This is a genomic window from Clostridioides sp. ES-S-0048-02 (assembly GCF_020658495.1).
In the GTDB taxonomy this organism is placed as follows: Bacteria; Bacillota; Clostridia; order Peptostreptococcales; family Peptostreptococcaceae; genus Clostridioides.
The window spans coordinates 304,022-321,252 of the sequence record NZ_JACVWH010000002.1 but is presented as its reverse complement, the minus strand read 5'-3'; the positions used below and the strand labels follow the sequence as shown (position 1 = coordinate 321,252).

The following is a 17,231-nucleotide window of genomic DNA, read 5'->3' as shown; positions in this document are numbered from 1 at the left end:
TTTGACATATAACTTTATTAGGATAGTTAGGCTTTAATAAATAACTTAAATTAATAAAAAATCCATGCTAATAAAAATTAACATGGATTTATATTTACCTTTATATTTGTGCAATTATTTTCTGTATCTATTCATCTTTTCCTGCTACTGATAACTCTTTAATAACAACTGAAGGTGAACCTATACTACTCATTGGAAATTCTAAATCGTCTCCTATAACTTCAATATCTTTTAATAAATCGAAGTAATTACCAGCTACTGTAATTTGCTCTACTGGAAATGCTTTTTTACCATCTTTAATATAAAAACCTTTAGCTGCTAAAGAAAAATCTCCTGTTACTGAATTTGCCCCTGAATGAAGACCTGCAAAACTAGTAACCATCAATCCTTCACCTATATCCTTCATAATTTCATCTAGAGATTTATCTCCTTTCTCTATATAAAAATTAGTGGGATATATGCTTATAGGTGATGAATATGAAGATTTTATTCCATTTCCTGTAGTCTTTATATTTGCCTTATTGGCTGTCTTTAAGTTATGAAGTAAAGTTATAAGCTTTCCATTTGAAACAACTTCTTTTTTAAATGTAGCTACTCCCTCATCATCGAAAGGAGTAGATGCCATACCATTTTCTAAAAGTGGGTCATCAACTATTGTAACTATAGGAGATGCTATCATATCTCCCTCTCTATCTTTCAACAAAGATAATCCTTTTTGGGCTGAATCAGCATTAAATATTCCAGAAAATGTACTAAGTAAAGATACCATTGCTTCATTAAACAATATAGTTTTATATTTGCCTGATGGTATACTCTTTCCACCTATTTTAGATAAAGCATTTTCAACTCCAAGCTTTGCTATCTCACAAGGCTTTATTTCTTCAATAGAATTTGCTATATTATATCCCACTCCATCATACTTTTGTCCATTGTCTTCTATGATAGGAACTACAAACCCTATAAGCATATTAGTTTTATTACTTAAATCAAGACCTTTAGTATTATATATACCATTACTTGATACAGAATAAGATATAGTGCATCTAGATAAATTTACTACCTTATCTGAATAAGCTTTAGTCTCTCTTTCCATTTCTAGAGCTAAATCAATCAACTTATCTGCTTCTAAATTTTCTAACTCTTTAGAATAAGTCTTTACATCATTATAGTGCTTATCGCCTTCATATATAAATTGTACATCTTCATTTTCGATAGCTCTTACCCCATCTTTTACATTTTTTATCAACATATCAACAGCTTTATCATCTAAAATTTCTGTATAAGAATAACCTACCTTTCCATTTACCTTACCTCTAAAAGATAAACCAAAAGACTTATCAAGATTGTATTTCTCAACTTCTCCTTCATATATATTTATACTTAAATTTTCCCCTGTGGAATAATACACTTCACACTCTTCAAATCCTTCACTTAGAGCTTTTTTAAATAATATATCCTTAAAACTTTTAAGTTCCATAATTATCCCTCCTATCTTCCACCTACAGTAATTTCTTTTACCCTTATCATAGGCTGACCTACATTAGTTGGTATACTTCCTGATGATGAACCACACATACCCTGAGCTTGTTTTAAGTTATCACCAACCATATCTATATTCATAAGTACATCGCTACCTTTTCCAATTAAACTAGCACCTCTAACTGGCTCTTGTATTTCTCCATTTTTTATCAAGTAACCTTCTGAAACTGCAAAATTAAACTCTCCTGTTACAGGATTTACAGACCCACCACCCATTTTTTTAGCATAAAGTCCATCTGATATTGACTTTATAATATCTTCTGGTTTATCTTCTCCAGCAGCAATATAAGTATTAGTCATTCTCGAAGTAGGAGCAAATTTATAACTCTGTCTACGAGAACTTCCTGTAGGATTCATTCCCATTCGTCTACCATTAAGTTTGTCTATCATATAAGACTTCAAAATCCCATTTTCAATCAGTATATTTTTTTGAGCTGGATTTCCCTCATCATCTATATTCATAGAGCCCCAGTAATTTGGTATTGTACCATCATCTATAGCTGTAATCTTCGTAGATGCAATTTGCTGACCTAATTTATCTGCAAATACGGAGTTTCCCTTTGCAACTGATGTAGCTTCTAAAGAATGTCCACAAGCTTCATGAAATATTACTCCACCAAAGCCATTATCTATTGCTACCATCATATTACCTGCTGGACAATTTTTAGCATGCAACATAGTATGTGCTACTCTAGCTGATTCTTTTGCATAGTATTCTGGGTCTATATCTTCAAATATTTCAAATCCTTTACAACCTCCAGGTCCTTCAAATCCAGTTTGATTTTCATTACCTTTAGATGCAATTGAACTTATTCCCAGTCTGGTTCTTATTCTTCTATCTTCAACATATATACCTTCAGTGTTTGCAATTAATATTTTTTGGTCTTTATCTGAATAGCTAACACTTACTTGAGATATATCACTACTAAATTCTTTTGCACTCTTATATGCAACCTTCATAACATTTACTTTATCTCTATTACCTATTGAATTTGGATAAATTTTTATATTATGTATGTTATTTATTTTAATACTGTCATTTAATATTACACTTTTTCCATCTTCCAATTTACCTAATGCAACAGCAGCTTTATACGCTACATCCAACAAACTATTTAATGAATTGTCACTTGTATAAGCATATATACTCTTTAACCCTTTAAATATTCTTATTCCTATACCATAGGTTCTTCCACCTATTGCATTTTCTACTTTATTATCTATTAAGCCAATAGAATTATTTATAGTGTCTTCTTCAAAAATCTCAGCAAAATCTCCTCCAGTAACTAGACACTTTTCTAATACCTTTGAAGCAATATCTTTTGAAAGCATAAATTTACCTCCTATTTTAAATTTTTATTTAACTTTTATTCAATCTTTTTTACTTGTTAATCATCATTATATACCAAATTGCTTATGAATATATTATACATATGTTTTACACTAAAATGTTATCACATTTTTATTTATACATACCCATTTATATAAGAAATTAAAATGTATAATATTATTTACTATAGAAAATAATACACTCATACATAATAAATTTTAGGAGTGAAATATATGAATCAAGAATATGTAAAAGGTAAACCTATTTTTACCAGTATAAATAAAATTCCAAGACAATTTCCATACCTTACTGATGATATTGATACAGACGTTATAATCGTTGGAGGCGGCGTAACAGGATGTATTTGTGCATACTATTTAGCTAAAAATAATATAAAATCAGTTATCCTTGAAAAAGGAAGGATTGCGCATGGAAGTACTAGTGTAACCACATCACTTTTACAGTATGAATTGGATGACAATTTGATAGATTTGACAGAAGTAATGACTCTAACTGATGCCTTAAAAGCTTATAATCTTTGTGTATCAGCACTTGAAGAGTTAGATAAATTTATAGAATTGCATGGAAATAAGTGTGATTATGCAAAAAGAGATACTTTACTTTACACTGCCAATAAACTTGAAATAAAAGCTATAAAAGAAGAATATGATTTAAGAAAAGAAAATGGATTTGATGTTGAGTATATTGATGAATCTACAAATCCTTTTAGTTTTGATTTAAAGTCAGGATTGATAGCAAAAAATGGTGGACGAGAACTAGACCCATATAAATATAGTCAGCATCTCATTGATGTAAGTCTAAAAAAAGGTCTTGAAGTATATGAAAATACAGAAGTAAAAAAAATAGACTTTTCAAATGATAAAGTAACAGCTGAAGTGTCTTATGGTTATAAAGTTTATGGCAAAAAACTAATTGTGGCTACAGGATATAATACAAGTTTATTTACAAATAGAAATTTTGCAACTAAATCTAATACCTTTAATATAGCTACAAAACCACTTAAAGATATTGATTCTTGGAAAGACAATATTCTGATTAGAGACAATTGTGACCCATATAATTATCTAAGAACCACTAAAGATAATAGATTGATTATAGGTGGCGAAGATGTAGACTTTAGTGATATAGAAGATGAGGCTTTAGCAAATAAAAAATATGATATTTTAGAACAAAGGCTAAAGGGCATGTTTAAGGATATAAAAGATATACAAATTGAGTACAAGTATTGTGGTTGCTTTGCTTCTACTTTAGATAACTTAGGTTTTATTGGACCTGATAACAAAAACCATAACTTATGGTACTGTTTAGGCTATGGAGCTAATGGAATACTTTTTGCAATATTAGGAGGTATAATGCTTAGTAAGCTATACCTTGGAGAAGAAGATAAAAATATGAGATTATTTAAGGTAAATAGATTTGACAAATAGATGTTATTATATATTAAAAGACTGTACTAAAAAACTTTAGAATTCTAAAATCTTATTTTTAGGCAGTCTTTTATAATAATTTATTTAAAAATACTTTATTTAGAATTAAATATAAAGTAAAATATTAAAATATCACTGATAAAATTTAGTTATGATAATAATCTTTAAGTTTATTTGATGAAATATGGAGGAATTATTATGAAAGAAATACTTGTTATTGCTCCTACTAAAGGAACCTATGAAAAATCGATTCACATAGTAAAAAAATATAAGTATACAAACATTGATGTTGTATTTGGTAATTTAAAAGAAGGAATACCACTTGCCGAAAAAAGTATTAACCATGGTACTAGAATTATCATAAGTAGAGGTGGAACTTACAATATGTTAAAAGAAACATATAACATACCTATAGTTGAGATTAAGGTAGATGCTTATGATATTATAGAAAGCTATAAGGAAGTTAAAAATTCAAATGAACCATTTGGGATAATTGGATTTAATAATGTTATATATGGCTTTGATATTATAGAAGAAATATTGAATAAGAAAATAACGATGATTGAAATTGAAAAGGAAGAAGAAATTTATGATGCTATAGAAAAATATAGAAAAAAAGGCATCAATACATATATAGGTGATACTACTGTTGCACATATTGTTGAAAGACTTAATTGTAAGGGAATATTAATTGAATCTAGAGAAGAAAACATACTTAGAGCCATTCAACAAGCTGAACAAATACTCGACGCAACTAAAGATGAGCAAAAAAGAAGATTACAGATAGAAGCTATGACAGATTTTGTACATGATGGAATAATAACAGTTGATAAAAATTTTAAAATCACATTATTTAATAAGAGTGCTGAAAAAATATTTGGTATAAAAAAAGAAAATGCACTTTATCATAATGTTATAGATGTTATTCCAAACACAGTTTTACCTCAAGTAGTTGAAACCATGGAACCACAAATTGGTGAAATACAGAATATAGGAAGTACAAAAATCATTACAAATAGAGTTCCAATTATCGTTGATGGTCAAATTCAAGGAGCAGTTTCTACATTTCAAGACAGTAAGGAAATAAGTTCATTTGAACATACAATAAGAAGAAGTCTATTAAACAAAGGTCTATCTGCTAAATACACATTTGATGATATAATCTATGCAAGTGAAAAAACAAAAGACTGTATAGAAGTTGCAAAAAAATATGCTTGCTATGATACTCCAATGATTATTACAGGGGAATCTGGTGTTGGTAAAGAGTTATTTTGTCAAAGTATTCATAATTATAGCAAACGTAAAAATGCTCCTTTTGTTGCTGTAAACTGTGCTGCAATACCTCCATCTTTAATAGAAAGTGAGTTCTTTGGATATGAGGAGGGCTCATTCACAGGAGCAAGAAAAAAAGGAAAAACAGGTGTATTTGAATTGGCACATGAAGGAACAATCTTTCTCGATGAAATAAGTGAAATTCCAATTGAACTTCAAGGAAGATTATTAAGAGTCTTGCAAGAAAAGCAAGTTATGAGAATTGGTGGTGATAAAGTTATTCCCATAGATGTAAAAATAATTTGTGCTTCAAATAAAGACTTAAAAGATATGATGCGTGACGGTTTATTTAGACGAGACCTTTACTTTAGAATAAATATATTAACATTGTATCTTCCTTCACTCAAGGAGAGAAAAGAAGACATCATAAAATTATCAGAATTTTTCATAAAAAAATATTCAGCTAAATACAATAAGATACCTTTAATTATCACTCCAAATATCAGACAAGCTCTTCTTGAAAAAGAATATGAAGGAAATATAAGAGAATTAGAAGGAATAATCGAGAGAGCTGTTATTATAGAATCATTTGATTCAATTTTATCAGAAAAATACAATAGTGAATATGCAAATACTATAAATGATACAGATAAGGCTGATTTTAAATGTAATAACTTAGACTTAAAAACACTAGAAAAGAAATATATCTATAAAGTCTATAATGAAAATAATAGAAACACTACAAAAACTTGTGAAATACTAAAAATCACTCGCTCCACCCTATGGAGAAAGTTAAAAGAAATTGAAAGTGATGTTTAAAAATAATACATATATAATATATCGAAACGTTTTATGTTTAATTTTAATACATAAAACGTTTCTTTATTTCTATTTAAAATTCTACTACATAATAAATAGATTATTTTTTTCGCTACATTTTTCCATATAATTTTTTTAATCTAAGCAATCTACAGTATTTTATACGAATATTAAAAATACTTATAAAAATAAAAACTATATAACACCTATATTGGCATAGTAATTGCTTTTAAATACTTATATAAAAATTAAAAGGAGTGATACTAGATGCATATCTTAAAATCGGTGAAAAAGATACCAGGAGGACTTATGGTCTGTCCCCTGCTATTGGGAGCACTATTTAATACAGTATGTCCACAGGCTCTTGAAATTGGAGGATTTACAACTTCCTTATTTAAAACTGGTGCAATGAGTATACTTGCTCTATTTTGTCTATGTAATGGCGCTCAAATCAACATAAGACAAGCAGGCAAACCTTTGACTAAGGGCATAGTACTCACGGCAACAAAATTTGTAATTGGTGCAGTACTAGGTATTATTGTTAGTAAATTCATTGGGCCTAAAGGCATAATTGGTATTACACCTCTTGCTATAGTTGCTACTATGACTAATTCAAATGGAGGTCTCTTTGCTGCTCTTGCTGGTGAATATGGAGATTCTACAGATGTTGGTGCGATATCTATCTTATCTCTAAATGATGGTCCATTTTTTACGATGCTTGCTTTTGGAGTAACTGGACTTGCAAATGTGCCTATAGTAGCTTTATTTGCAGCACTCATACCAATATTACTTGGATTTATACTTGGTAATCTCGATGAAGATATACGAGAATTTCTTGCACCTGGTACAACATTGTTAATACCTTTCTTTGCTTTTCCTTTAGGAGCTGCATTAAACTTTAACCAAATTATAACTGCTGGATTCCCTGGAGTTATACTAGGTCTTGCTGTAACTCTAATAACAGGTATGGGTGGATATTTTGTAATGAAACTTATACGTGCAGAACATCCAGCAGTAGGTGCAGCTACTGGTACGACAGCAGGTAATGCGGCTGGTACTCCTGAAGCTTTAGCCGCTATTGACCCTACACTTGCTACAATCGCGGCTGTTTCAACAGTACAAGTTGCTGCAGCTATCATTGTTACAGCAATATGCTGTCCAATGCTCGTCTCCTATTTGGATAAAAGAGAAAAAAGAAAAAAAGCTATTTTTAAAACAAATAAAAACATAGAAGTAAACTAATATTTTTAGGAGGTAAAAATATGAATGCAATTATTCATGCAAATGAAAAAGACAATCTAGTTACATGTGTTAGACCTTTAGTTAAAGGTGAAAAAGTTTCAATTGATGGAAAATCTTATATAGTAAATGATAATATTCCTGTTTTTCATAAAATGGCTACAGAAGATGTGAAAAAGGGTGATGTTGTTTATAAATATGGAGAGATTATAGGAATTGCAACAGTTGACATAAAAACTGGTGACTATGTTCATGTACATAATATTGAAAGTACGCGTGGTCGCGGAGATAAAAAATAGGAGGTAATAAAAATGAAATTAATGGGTTATTTAAGAGAAAATGGACAATATGGTATTCGTAATCATATTTTAGTTATTCCAACATCTGTCTGTTCAAGTGAGACCGCTACAAGAGTTGCAGCACTTGTTCCTGGAGCAATAGCTATCCCACACCAACATGGATGTTGTCAAATTGGCTCTGATATAGAGCTTACAGAAAAAACATTGATAGGATTTGGTAAAAATCCTAATGTAGCTGCTGTTTTAGTAGTTGGACTTGGATGTGATGGTATTCAAGCAAAAGATTTAGCATCTGAAATATCTACAACAGGAAAAAAAGTCGACTATGTTGTTATACAAGAATGTGGTGGAACACTAAAAGCAATAGCTAAAGGTGCTGAAATAGCAAGTCAGATGGCTCGTGAAATATCAAAAGAAGTAAGAGTTGAATTTGATATAAGCGAAATTACATTGGCACTTGAATGTGGTGGCTCTGACCCAACAAGTGGAATTGCATCAAACCCTTCAATAGGAATTGCATCAAATCTTCTTATAGATGAGGGTGGCAGTAGTATATTAAGTGAGACTACAGAAGTAATTGGTGCAGAACATTTATTGGCTACTCGCTTTGAAGATGAAAACATGAAAGAAAAATTTCTTAAATTTGTAAATGATGTAGAAAAAAGAGCAATTACTATGGGAGAAGATTTACGTAGTGGTCAACCTACTCCAGGTAATAAAGCTGGTGGATTATCAACAATTGAAGAAAAATCACTTGGCTGTATGTATAAAGCAGGGAACAAACCATTCAAGGGTGCTCTTGAATATGCTGAGATTTTACCTTCAGATAAAAAAGGTTTATATTTTATGGATACTCCAGGTCAAGATATAGATTCTATCACTGGTATGTTGGCAGGTGGTGCACAGATTGTAATCTTCTCAACTGGTAGAGGTACTCCAACAGGAAGCCCAATTTCGCCAGTTATTAAAATTACTGGAAACAGTGATACATACAATAAAATGATAGATAATATCGATATAAATGCAGGTAGAATTATAACAGAGGGCGCTAAAATTAAAGATATAGGTAAGGAAATATTCGATGAAATAGTGGAAGTATGTAATGGTAAACACACTAAAGCTGAAAGCCTTGGCCATAGAGAATTTGGTATTTACAGAATTGCATCTACTTTCTAGTTTGTAATAAATATAAGGTATTGTTTTATGAATTCAATATTTATACATATACTATAAATTAAAAATCTTTTATAAATGTTTTTTCAACCTCAAAAAGGACTGTATCAAAATAGTTAAAATAATTTTGAAAACAGTTCTTTTTTTATTTATAAAATATTCTAATTCATAACAATATTATTTAATTAAATTCCAGTATAAATTATAAGAATAGCTTCTCTACTTTTTAAAATAATTTACATAAGAATAGACGTAAAGATAAAATTTAGTACCTTCACAGATAGAAATATTTGGTATAATATGTCTGAGAGGAGTCTTCTTTGTAAGCCAATAAAGGATGGAGGATGGAACATAAAAAATGTATACTAAAAGCGTACAAAATAAAAAAATAATAATTACCTTATTACTAACACTCCTTATAATTGTGTCCTTAGTTTGTGTTTCTTTTGTTATGACACTGCGTAAAGTAACTCATCGTGAAACAGAGCGGTATCTTACAGAAATCTCAGAGAGTGTCTCCACTACAATTAATGAAAAATGTAAAAGTATATTTAAAATATTATACTCTATAGGAGATACTTACTTTCAGTTTAGTGATAACAATAAAAATGTCACTGAATATTTATCTAAAAAATCAAAATTACTGAAGTTTGATTGGTTAGGTGTTGCTGATTCTAGTGGGAATTTTATAGGCACTGATGAAAGTACAGGTAATGTTAGAGGGCAGTATTTTTATAGAAAAGCTCTTCAAGGTGAAGAGACAATTACTCCAATCAAATCTCAATCTGGTATATATGGAATTTTATATTCTGTACCACTTTATAAAGATGATAAAATAACTGGAGCTATTACTGCTTGGAATACTCTTGATACTATGAGAACGTTACTAAGCGTGGAGAGTTTTGGGGGTGAAGGATTTTCTCAAATCATTGACAAAAATGGAAATTTCATTGTAAGTTCAGACAACAAAAACGCACCAAAAAATGTTGTAAACTTTTTTGACACAATTAAAAAACATGGAAGCTATACTGGTAAAGATACTCTTAGAGAAATGAAGACAAATTTAAAAGAGAACAAAAAAGGTTCTATGTACTTTACATTGGATGATGGTATTTATAAAGCTATGCACTATGTTCCTCTGGAAGAGGAAAACCTATATCTACTTTCAATTGTTCCAGTAAAGGTAGCAAATGCACAGTTTGATTTACTTCTAAAAAAAGCAGTCTTTATCAACATTTTAATTATTATATTATTTTTATTACTTATCATGTTGATTATATTTATAAATCGCAAAAATAGAGAGCAACTTATAAAAATCGCCTATGTAGACCCTGTAACTAAAGGCTATAGTAAGGCACGTTTTGATATGGAAGCTAAAGCAATCATAGAATCAACTTCAGCAGGAACCTATTCATTAGTATCTATAAATATTAATAAATTCAAACTTATTAATGATTCTTTTGGTAGTGATGCTGGAGATAAAACATTAAAATATATACATGATGTAATTGCTAATTATTTGGAACGAGAAGAATTACTTTGTAGAGTTTCTAATGACCAGTTTAATATTCTTATTAAAACTATTTCACAAAAAGAAATTCTTAAGTACATAGAAAATATTACAAATGATATTAACAGTTTTAACAAAGATAAAGAATGTAAATATTTTATAGCTCTTTCCATAGGTGTCTATAAAATTGATGACCCAAATATACCACTAGTATCAATTCAAGACCGTGCAAATGTAGCACGAAAAAACATTAAAGGAAATACTGTAACTCATCCACTTTACACATGTGTATTTTATAGTGATTTAGAACGTTTGAGAATGCTTAAAGAAAAAGAAATGGAAAATAGAATGGAAGAAGCATTAGATAATAATGAATTTGTAGTCTATCTCCAACCTAAAGTAGATCTTAAAAACAATAATATTGTAGGTGCAGAAGCATTAGTGCGATGGCAAGACCCAGATAGAGGTCTTATTCCACCAAATGATTTTATTCCTTTTTTTGAAAAAAAATGGCTTCATCATCAAACTTGACCATTATGTGTTTGAAAAATCATGTGCCATGATACGAAAATGGATAGATAATGGGGAAACTCCAATACCTATTTCAGTTAATTTTTCACGTGCTCATTTAAATAATAAAGATTTTTTAGAAAAATACAAAACAATTCGTGATAAATACGATGTCCCTGCTAAACTTTTGGAAATCGAATTAACTGAGACACTCATCTTTGATAACTTACAAATGTTACTCAATGTAATAGACCAAATCCATGAGGAAGGTTTTCAATGTTCACTAGATGATTTTGGAAGTGGATATTCTTCACTTAACATGCTAAAAGAAATAAAAGTTGATACTCTAAAACTTGACCGAGCATTTTTTAGTTCTCCCAACGCAGATAATGTATCTGAAAATTATGTAATAGAATCTGTAGTTGAGCTAGCAAAAAAATTAAATATGAATAGTGTATCAGAGGGTGTTGAAACAATCTTACAGATGGAATATCTAAAGAAAATTAATTGTGATATGATACAAGGATATGTTTTTTCTAAACCTATACCTCAAGAAATATTTGAAAAAATGACTTTTGGAAAAACACTAGATGAAGTCAATACAAACGATGCTGTAAAATAATATCCTGTCTCTATAAAATGATTTTAATCATTTTGAGACAGGACTTTTTATTTTTCAACATTTTATGCTTGATTCATCTTAAATTCTCGTCTTAAGAACAATAATACAATTATCATAGCAATAAAATCTGCAATTGGCTGTGCTAACCAAACTCCATCTAAATTAAATCGAATTGGAAGTACAATAATTAATGGTATAAATAAGATAAACTGTCTCAAAAGAGTCAAAAACATAGAATGTTTAACTTTACTCACACATTGAAAATACACAGGCCCAACAATAGAAATCCCCATTATAGGTAAGGTGATTAAATTTATATTTATACCTCTTACAGCTATTTCCATTAGATTTGAATCTTTATTGAATATGCCAACAAATACTTCAGGGTATACCTGCACTACTAAAAATCCAAAAGATAATATAACTATAGATACTATGATAGACAATATTAAGGTTTTCTTTGCACGTTCAAATTGCTTTGCTCCATAATTATATGATATTATAGTTTGCATACCTTGATTTAGACCAAATACTGGCATCATAAACATCAATAAAATAGATGTAAGAGCTGTCATAGCTCCAATAGCTAAATCTCCACCATAAGCCTTTAGAGAGTTATTAGTAAATACATGAGTTATACTTATAGCTACTTCCATTGCAAATGGTGTCATACCTATTGCAAATATTTTTTTTATTATATTTGTATCTAATTTTAAATTGTATTTTTTTAATTTTAAATTAGATTTTCCTCTTATAAAATAATGTGCTACCCAAGTAAACACCACTACTTGGCAGAGTACAGTTGCTATAGCTGCTCCTTTTATACCTAAGTTAAACACAAATATGAATATTGGGTCTAATATCAAATTTAGTATACAACCTACTATCATTGTTCTAGCTGCTAACTTAGGATTTCCCTCTGCTCTAATTGCATTATTTAAAGAAAATGCAATTAGATTAAATGGAGTTCCAACCAATATAACACTCATATAGTCTTTTGCATAAGATATTGAATCTTTGCTTGCTCCCAAAAGAAAAAGTATGTCTTCTAAAAAAACTAATCCTAATACAGTTATAATTATAGAAATAATTATAGATAGTGTAAGGGCATTACCCAATATTTTTTCTGCTTCTTTTTTATTTCTTTCTCCTAGCTTTATAGACAAGCTTGTACTAGCACCTACTGATACTAACATTCCAAAAGCTATTATCAGTGTAAACACTGGCATAGTTACACCAAGTCCTGTAATAGCTATAGACCCAACTCCTTCCATAGAACCAATAAAGGCTCTATCTACTACATTGTAAAGCGATGTTACCATCATAGCTATTATTGCAGGTATTGAGTATCTAAATAATAAAATCCATATTTTTTCATGTCTTAATGCTTCTTGATTTTCCATGTTGTCACCATTTATACCATGTCATAAGTTATACAAATTGGTTTATTTGTCCTTGGGTCTGTAGCTATTTCTGCATCGATATTAAACAACTCCTTCAGATTGTCTTTTGTCATAACATCGTATGCATTGCCTTGACAAACTATCTTACCTTTCTTAATACCTATCATGTGGTCAGCAAATCGTGCTGCGTTATTAAGTTCATGTATTACCATGACAATAGTTCTTCCTTGTTTTTTGTTTAATTCCTCTAATAATTTTAGTATTTCTAATTGATGAGCTAAATCTAAATATGTTGTAGGCTCATCTAACAAAAGTATATCAGTCTCTTGTGCCAAAGCCATAGCTATCCATGCTCTTTGTCTTTGTCCGCCTGACAAATCTTCCATATTTCTATCCTTAAATTCTGAAATTCCAGTAACTTCTAAGCTCCAATTTACAATATCTCTGTCTTCTCTACTAGAATTTCCAAATCCACTTTTATGAGGGAATCTTCCATATGAAATTAGCTCTGAAACAGTAAGCCCGCTAGGAGCTTGAGGGCTTTGTGGAAGTACAGCCATACTTTTCGCTATCTCCTTAGATTTTTTCTTATATATATCTTCTCCATTTATATATATACTTCCATTTATAGGGCTAATAATTCTCCCTATTGTTTTAAGTATTGTAGACTTTCCACAACCATTAGCCCCTATTATAGTAGTTATTTTTCCTTTTGGTATATTTAAATTTAAATCTTTTATAATATCTGTATTTCCATATGATACATTTAGATTTTTAGTATTTATACAATTCATAGTAACACCCTTTCCTAATCATTTGACAACATTAAATAAATAAAGTATGGTACTCCTATTATGGATACAACTATACCTACTGGTATTTCTATAGGAGCAAGAAGATTTCTAGATATAGTATCTGCCACCAAAAGTAATAATGTACCTATCAGTGCTGATACTGGTATTAGTCTTTTATGTCTCGGACCTATTATCTTTCTTCCTATGTGTGGTGCTATTAAACCTAAAAACGAAATACTACCTGCTACTGATGTTGATACACCAGATAAAATTACTGCATATATTATGAGTCTTCTTCTTTGCTTCTCCACATCTACACCAAGACTTGTAGACACTTCATCACCTAAGTTCAAGACATCAATATACTTAGCCTTATATATAGTTATTCCCATAAAAATCACTATAAATGGGAGTACAGCTATTACATATTTCCAACTAGTTCCCCAAATGCTACCTGATGTCCATACCATAACTCTATTAAATTCTTGTGTTGTAAATTTCAATTGAAATATCGTCAAAATTGAAGTAAAAGCTATATTTACACCTATACCAATCAGTAGTAACCTTGATGAATTTATTCCACCTTTCCATGCAAGAGAATATATCAAAAATGCTCCAAACAAAGCTCCTACAAGTGCAACAACTGGCATTGTAAATACAGTGAGATTACTCATACCTTCATAAACATTACCATTCATAAGATATATATAAACTACTACAAATAATGCTGCTCCTGAATTTATACCCAAAATTCCAGAGTCAGCCAAATCATTCTTTGTAACTCCTTGAAGTATTACACCTGCTGTTGATAATGCTGAACCAACCAATAAAGCTATTATTATCCTTGGCAATCTCAGTTTAAATATTGCAATTTCATGATTACGTTGACCTTGTCCTATAAAAGTCTTTATGACATCCATTGGTTCTATAGAAAATGAACCTAAATTTAAACTAACTAGAAAAGCAATAAAAATAAGTACCATTAAAATTGAAATAACAAGTAAAGTTTTAGAATTTGTTTTTATAATATTTTTCATAGCACCTATTTATTCCCCTTTCTAACAAGATATATAAATATTGGAACTCCTATAAGAGCTGTTATAGAGCCCACTGGAGTCTCATATGGAGGATTTATCATTCTACTTAATATATCCGTATATACAAGTAGCACAGCTCCTAGAACCAAAGAACTTGGTATTATATACTTATAATCTGAGCCTACTATTCCTTTAGCTATCTGAGGAACTATAAGACCTATAAAAATAATATTACCTGATACTGAAACAGATGCTCCAGTCATTAATATTACTAATACTATACATATAAATCTAACAATGTCAGTTTTTTGCCCTAACCCTATTGCCACTTCTTCTCCAAGACTTAGGATAGTTATTCTTGGGGCCATAATCATAGATAGGATAAATCCAATACCTCCAACTATAAATAATAGCTTTATACCTTCCCACGTTACGCCTACAAGTCCTCCTGATATCCAAAAACTTAATTGCTGAGATAGATTAAAGTACATAGATATTGCAGAGGCCAAAGAAATTAACAATGTACCAAGAGCTACCCCTGCAAGAGCTAATTTTACATTATTAACTCTTCCTCTTGATTTTGAACTTACAAAATATATAAATAAACCACTTATACTTGCTCCAATAAATGCAAATATCATTACACTAAAGTTCCCATGTATAAGTTTAGGAAATTTTTGTTGAAGTACTAATGATATTGCAATAGCAAATGTAGCTCCCTGTGTAATTCCTATAACAGAAGGTTCAGCTATAGGATTTCTTGTTATTCCTTGCATTATAGCACCTGAAACTGCTAAAAATCCTCCAACAAGTGCTGCTGCTATTGCCCTTGGAAGTCTAACATCCTTCACTATTCTCATATTTATTCCATCTTCCATATTTATTAAACTACTTATAACAGTCGATAGATTCATATCTTTAGCCCCAATAGTTATGGATAATACAATTCCAAATACAAGTGCAACTATACTTATTAATATCAACGAATAAGTCAGATTTTTTTTACTAAGTGTAGTCAATTATCCTACCTCCTTTTCCCTTTTAATTCTAGTGCAGTAATATATTTATTAAGTATTTTATGATTTTAAACTTATTAAAAATAGGTGTGAAAAATGAACATCATTATCTCACACCTAATAAGTTAAGAATTACTTTGTTAATTCATTTTTAACTGATTCTAATAACAACTCTTTTCCAATTGGATTATATGATTGGCTGAAAAATGGAGCTGCATCAAGTATTGTTACGTTTCCATCTTTTACTGCTCTCATTTGAGCCCATATAGCACTATTTTCTAAATCTTTTTTATCTGATTCTGTAGCTATCACAATTATATGGTCTGCATCTATATCTGTAAGACCCTCCATACTTACCATTGGCAATGTTATTCCATCTTGCTTTGGCATATTTTTAGGTCTAGCTAATTTCATATCATCATTAATTAAAGTTCCAATTCCTCCATCACTAAACACCATAAATTGTCCCGAACTTGCTAATACTGGTAAATAAGTTTTTTCTCCATTTTTTTCTACAACTTCTTTACCTAGTTTTGTAGCTTTTTCATCATACTTTTGTAACCAATCCTTAGCTTCGTCTTCTTTATCAAATATTTTTGAAACATCAGTTAACTTACTTCTCCAGTCATTTGCATAATCTTTCATCATGACTACAGGAGCTATTTCTTTTAATTGGTCATAGATTTTTTCTTGTCTTTGACTCATTATTATTAAATCTGGATTTGCTTCTAATATAGCTTCCATATCCATAGTATCCATCATAGAGTGACCTACTATCTTTACATCTTTAAGTTCTTCTCTTATGTAACTTGGCAATTTATCAGTTTCATATGAGTCTACATTTGCCGTTGCAATAGGTTTATGACCAGCTATTAACAATTCCTCACTACTTCCTGATATATCAACTATTTTTTTAGGATTTGATGGTATCTTCACCTCTCCCTTAACAGATTGTACAACTCTTGTATCTGATTTTTCTTTATTATCTGTGTTACTATCTGAACATGCCGTAACAAGTACTAACGTAGTTATAATAGATATAAATATTGCTAATGATTTTATTTTTTTCATGATTATTTCTCCTACTTGTTTATTATACTTATATGATATTGATTATCATAAGCACATATTTATTATAGCATTTTTCTAGTTTTAGTCAATATTATTTTGCAAAAGGATAAAAATTCCTAATTAATCTTAATTAAATATACTATAGATAA

At 30.0% G+C, this 17,231-nt stretch carries 14 protein-coding genes; 7 read left to right on the top strand and 7 right to left on the bottom strand.

Annotated features, from left to right (window positions below; genetic code table 11):
• Positions 1-127: 127 nt before the first annotated feature.
• Complete coding sequence (locus tag IC173_RS04290; protein WP_227434338.1) at positions 128-1,477, bottom strand: TldD/PmbA family protein; 1,350 nt, start codon at positions 1,475-1,477, stop codon at positions 128-130.
• Positions 1,478-1,488: 11 nt separating this feature from the next.
• Positions 1,489-2,871 carry a TldD/PmbA family protein gene (locus IC173_RS04285; RefSeq protein WP_227434337.1) on the bottom strand — a complete coding sequence of 461 codons (1,383 nt, stop codon included), beginning with the start codon at positions 2,869-2,871 and terminating at the stop codon, positions 1,489-1,491.
• A gap of 231 nt (positions 2,872-3,102) precedes the next feature.
• Here IC173_RS04285 and IC173_RS04280 point away from each other — a divergent pair, with 231 nt between their 5' ends.
• The 7 genes from IC173_RS04280 (at position 3,103) to IC173_RS20640 (ending at position 11,761) form a co-directional block, all read left to right on the top strand.
• Positions 3,103-4,317 carry an FAD-dependent oxidoreductase gene (locus IC173_RS04280; RefSeq protein ID WP_227855204.1) on the top strand — a complete coding sequence of 405 codons (1,215 nt, stop codon included), beginning with the start codon at positions 3,103-3,105 and terminating at the stop codon, positions 4,315-4,317.
• A gap of 198 nt (positions 4,318-4,515) precedes the next feature.
• The gene (locus IC173_RS04275) at positions 4,516-6,408 is read left to right on the top strand and encodes a sigma 54-interacting transcriptional regulator (protein ID WP_227434335.1); all 1,893 of its coding nucleotides are present in this window, start codon (positions 4,516-4,518) and stop codon (positions 6,406-6,408) included.
• A 285-nt stretch (positions 6,409-6,693) separates the two neighbouring features.
• The gene (locus IC173_RS04270) at positions 6,694-7,650 is read left to right on the top strand and encodes a 2-keto-3-deoxygluconate permease (RefSeq protein ID WP_413927539.1); all 957 of its coding nucleotides are present in this window, start codon (positions 6,694-6,696) and stop codon (positions 7,648-7,650) included.
• A 20-nt stretch (positions 7,651-7,670) separates the two neighbouring features.
• Positions 7,671-7,946 (top strand): UxaA family hydrolase, encoded by a 276-nt coding sequence (locus IC173_RS04265; protein ID WP_009891186.1) that lies wholly within the window; start codon positions 7,671-7,673, stop codon positions 7,944-7,946.
• Between the two features lie 12 nt (positions 7,947-7,958).
• Entirely contained in the window at positions 7,959-9,122 is a 1,164-nt protein-coding gene (locus IC173_RS04260; RefSeq protein ID WP_227855203.1) for a UxaA family hydrolase, read from the top strand.
• A 448-nt stretch (positions 9,123-9,570) separates the two neighbouring features.
• Positions 9,571-11,160 (top strand): diguanylate cyclase domain-containing protein, encoded by a 1,590-nt coding sequence (locus IC173_RS20645; RefSeq protein WP_255613293.1) that lies wholly within the window; start codon positions 9,571-9,573, stop codon positions 11,158-11,160.
• The gene (locus IC173_RS20640; RefSeq protein WP_255613286.1) at positions 11,129-11,761 is read left to right on the top strand and encodes an EAL domain-containing protein; all 633 of its coding nucleotides are present in this window, start codon (positions 11,129-11,131) and stop codon (positions 11,759-11,761) included. The genes IC173_RS20645 and IC173_RS20640 overlap by 32 nt, the downstream gene beginning before the upstream one ends.
• Before the next feature lie 62 nt (positions 11,762-11,823).
• Here the strand turns inward: IC173_RS20640 and IC173_RS04245 are convergent, their stop codons facing one another.
• The 5 genes from IC173_RS04245 to IC173_RS04225 form a co-directional block, all read right to left on the bottom strand.
• A complete protein-coding gene (locus tag IC173_RS04245; RefSeq protein WP_227855202.1) occupies positions 11,824-13,164 on the bottom strand; it encodes an MATE family efflux transporter in 1,341 nt (446 codons plus the stop codon).
• Positions 13,165-13,175: 11 nt separating this feature from the next.
• Positions 13,176-13,958, bottom strand: a complete 783-nt coding sequence (locus tag IC173_RS04240; protein WP_227855201.1) for an ABC transporter ATP-binding protein — start codon at positions 13,956-13,958, stop codon at positions 13,176-13,178.
• 14 nt (positions 13,959-13,972) lie between these two features.
• Positions 13,973-14,995: a FecCD family ABC transporter permease gene (locus IC173_RS04235; RefSeq protein ID WP_227433985.1), complete on the bottom strand. Its 1,023-nt coding sequence runs from the start codon at positions 14,993-14,995 to the stop codon at positions 13,973-13,975.
• A 5-nt stretch (positions 14,996-15,000) separates the two neighbouring features.
• On the bottom strand, positions 15,001-16,014 hold the full coding sequence (locus IC173_RS04230; protein WP_227433984.1) for a FecCD family ABC transporter permease: 1,014 nt from the start codon (positions 16,012-16,014) through the stop codon (positions 15,001-15,003).
• A 129-nt stretch (positions 16,015-16,143) separates the two neighbouring features.
• Positions 16,144-17,082 (bottom strand): ABC transporter substrate-binding protein, encoded by a 939-nt coding sequence (locus tag IC173_RS04225; protein ID WP_227433983.1) that lies wholly within the window; start codon positions 17,080-17,082, stop codon positions 16,144-16,146.
• Between the last annotated feature and the right edge of the window lie 149 nt (positions 17,083-17,231).

What these genes read in the sequence shown, in the direction of transcription:
- IC173_RS04235 (WP_227433985.1), bottom strand. Translation starts at nt 14,995, where the DNA reads ATGAAAAATATTATAAAAACAAATTCTAAAACTTTACTTGTTATTTCA.
- IC173_RS04290 (WP_227434338.1), bottom strand. Translation starts at nt 1,477, where the DNA reads ATGGAACTTAAAAGTTTTAAGGATATATTATTTAAAAAAGCTCTAAGT.
- IC173_RS20645 (WP_255613293.1), top strand. Translation starts at nt 9,571, where the DNA reads ATGACACTGCGTAAAGTAACTCATCGTGAAACAGAGCGGTATCTTACA.
- IC173_RS04265 (WP_009891186.1), top strand. Translation starts at nt 7,671, where the DNA reads ATGAATGCAATTATTCATGCAAATGAAAAAGACAATCTAGTTACATGT.
- IC173_RS04245 (WP_227855202.1), bottom strand. Translation starts at nt 13,164, where the DNA reads ATGGAAAATCAAGAAGCATTAAGACATGAAAAAATATGGATTTTATTA.
- IC173_RS04285 (WP_227434337.1), bottom strand. Translation starts at nt 2,871, where the DNA reads ATGCTTTCAAAAGATATTGCTTCAAAGGTATTAGAAAAGTGTCTAGTT.
- IC173_RS04280 (WP_227855204.1), top strand. Translation starts at nt 3,103, where the DNA reads ATGAATCAAGAATATGTAAAAGGTAAACCTATTTTTACCAGTATAAAT.
- IC173_RS04240 (WP_227855201.1), bottom strand. Translation starts at nt 13,958, where the DNA reads ATGAATTGTATAAATACTAAAAATCTAAATGTATCATATGGAAATACA.
- IC173_RS04260 (WP_227855203.1), top strand. Translation starts at nt 7,959, where the DNA reads ATGAAATTAATGGGTTATTTAAGAGAAAATGGACAATATGGTATTCGT.
- IC173_RS04225 (WP_227433983.1), bottom strand. Translation starts at nt 17,082, where the DNA reads ATGAAAAAAATAAAATCATTAGCAATATTTATATCTATTATAACTACG.
- IC173_RS04275 (WP_227434335.1), top strand. Translation starts at nt 4,516, where the DNA reads ATGAAAGAAATACTTGTTATTGCTCCTACTAAAGGAACCTATGAAAAA.